This is a genomic window from Armatimonas sp., from assembly GCF_043760365.1.
GTDB lineage: Bacteria > Armatimonadota > Armatimonadia > Armatimonadales > Armatimonadaceae > Armatimonas.
In genome coordinates this window covers 1-2,416 of record NZ_JAYUPA010000046.1, presented here as the reverse complement: position 1 = coordinate 2,416, position 2,416 = coordinate 1, and the positions used below count along the sequence as shown (strand labels likewise).

At 60.8% G+C, this 2,416-nt stretch carries 3 protein-coding genes; all 3 read left to right on the top strand.

The features are described from left to right. Window positions 1–429: hypothetical protein (locus tag ACH2EH_RS01125; protein ID WP_395137975.1), on the top strand; the 429-nt coding region annotated here is incomplete at its 5' end. 15 nt (window positions 430–444) lie between these two features. Next, the gene (locus ACH2EH_RS01120; RefSeq protein ID WP_395137973.1) at window positions 445–1,167 is read left to right on the top strand and encodes a hypothetical protein; all 723 of its coding nucleotides are present in this window, start codon (window positions 445–447) and stop codon (window positions 1,165–1,167) included. Window positions 1,168–1,173: 6 nt separating this feature from the next. Beyond that, window positions 1,174–2,416, top strand: a 1,243-nt coding sequence (locus ACH2EH_RS01115) for a hypothetical protein (protein WP_395137970.1), incomplete at its 3' end; no start/stop codon positions are given.

The window sequence follows — 2,416 nt, the reverse complement described above, 5'->3', positions numbered from 1 at the left end:
GGGATCGTCGCCTCCGCCAGTAAGGCCCCCACCCTTCGTCACCAGAGTGTCCGATTTGTGGCAGCGGCGAGCATTCTTCGCGCGAGCCGTAGCAGCTTAGGGCCGGTTCTTGTTTTGGCGGAAGCGGGGCTACGCGGCGCGGGACCCGAGCGCAATGCCTGCCGTGAGTTTCTGGAGGTGGCACTGGTTCGTGCACCAGTGAGCGAGATCGTGGCCCTTACTAGCGCACAGCAGCGTGCTCTGCGCACCGTAACTCGCGATGCCATCACGTGCGCCCAGACCGACGACCGCTACACGCGCCTGGCCAGTGCGGGCCTTCTCGCGCTAGGCACCCTCCACGACCCTGGCCTCGCCGAGCTGGCAACAGCGCTACGGCACCGTCAGGAAACGATTCGCGCAGCGGCCACGGAGTACCTAAGCCAGCTCTAGCGGTACACTGGAAGTATGTTGCAGGCCCAAAAAACTCGCCCGGAAGAGGAGCGTGCAAGACGTTTCCGTGAGGTCCTGGAAAAGCAAACGGTCTTAGATGCCGAGCGGGAGCTAGCACGCTTCGAGCCACAGACCGTTCTGCTGCTCATCACCCGTATCCTCCAGAAGGAGCGCGAAACCCAGCGGCAGCGTCTGTGGATCGTGGGCACCCTTCTGGGAATTGTCCTGACAGCGTACGTGCTAAGATCGGCACTAACAAGACACCTTCCCGGATTCTTTCCATTTTATATTTTCTTTTTCGGCTGGAGAGGAAGTAAGAAAAAAGGACAGCTCAGGCACACAGAGAAGCTCGCAGAGCTTCTTCCGCTCTACATCAAACAAGCGGGTCGCGGTGAGCTAGGCGTACTGCTGGAGCTCGCGTGGCTTGTGTGGGAGTCCCCACCCCTCAACTCCCTGCTTCGCGACCGGCTGGCCACTCTCCTACCTTGGACACCCACCGATGAGCTACTGCTCCTCACGCAAGCGCAGCGCAGCAGTCTGCGGCTTGTCACCGCCAGCGCTATCCAGGAGTTCCGAGACAATGCCTTCTACGAACCCCTCGCCACCGCCGGCTTGCTGGCCCTGGGAACTCTGGGGGATCAGGGCGTTCTAAAACAGGCTCAGGGCATCACTCTCCGGCAGACGCAAGGCCGGGTTGGTGCGGCGGCGGAGGAGTATCTGACCCAGATCGCGAAATGAGGGGGTATGTACGGTGTAGATGATTTTGTTCGGGCCGCTGATGTCGAGCTGCAACAGTACGATGCCCATGCCAATCGCTTTGAGGCATTGTCCAAAAGCAACGCCGAGAAGCAAGAGAGTCTGCGCCAGCGCCTCTCGGATGCCCAAGCCCAGCTCGCCGATGCCAGCTTACCAGGTGGTCCCAGCGCCGCCAGTGTCCAGCAGCTCGCCGACCAGCTCGGGGCTCCGGCGCTTTTGTGGGGCTTCAACGAGGTGCAGGAGCGGGGTAAAAAAGTGGCAGAGCGCCTCGGGCAGCTTACGGCCAACCCCCAGTTTGCGGAGCGTGAGATTCGCTCTCTCCGCTTGGAGACCGAGCTGCGCGAGGTCGAGCCGCTCTTCAACGAGGCAAAGTTTAAGTTAACCGAGATGCAGCGTTTCACGGGCCTGACCGGGCTGATCGAGCGCGAGTGGGGCACATCGCGCTACCCCCACCAGGGTATCTTTCGCTTCTTGAAGGGCGAGTTTCTACGCGACTGGAAGAACGTCGATGCCGCCGTAAGGTTCTTTCATACGAGAGACTTCGCCGAGATCGCCCAGCGCGTCGCGGACCGACAAGAGCAAAACACGGTGCTCGGTGAGCGCGTCATGCGGCTCAAGAATGAGCAAAAAGCCATTGATACCCTGATCTGGGAGCACGATAAACTCACGGCGCAACAGGCGGATCTGCCGCGCCAGACCCGTGCCCGACTGGGAGAAGACCTCGCCGCCTATGCCGCCGTTCGTGGCACCGACAAGCTCCCCGACCCCGAGGCCGCCAAGCGCGCCGCTCTGGCTATTGATGGTGTCGCCCATCAGGTCAAGTACCTGGAAGAGACGCACAACAAGATCGAGGAAGACCTCTCGGGCCTACTGGAGCGCTCCGGAAAGCTGCGCGAGGAGAAGCTGCGCTACGACACGGATCGGTATCGGTACCGCAATAAGAACTTCTCGCAAGACCAGTGGGACAAGCGCTTCGGGCGGGCGGGCCGCTACCAGAAATCCGGGGATCGCTACGAGCGGGTCACCGAGGTGGTCTATGTCTACGATGACTACTACAGACCGTCGCTGCTGCAAGAGTTTCTGTGGTGGGACATCATCACCGATGGCAGAATTGATGGTAACTTCATCCCCGAGGTCGCCCAGTACCACGATATGAATCCGAACTATGCCTACGAGCGCCCGGGTTACGACAGCGCAGCATCCGATAGTTCCTGGAACCGCGACGACTCGT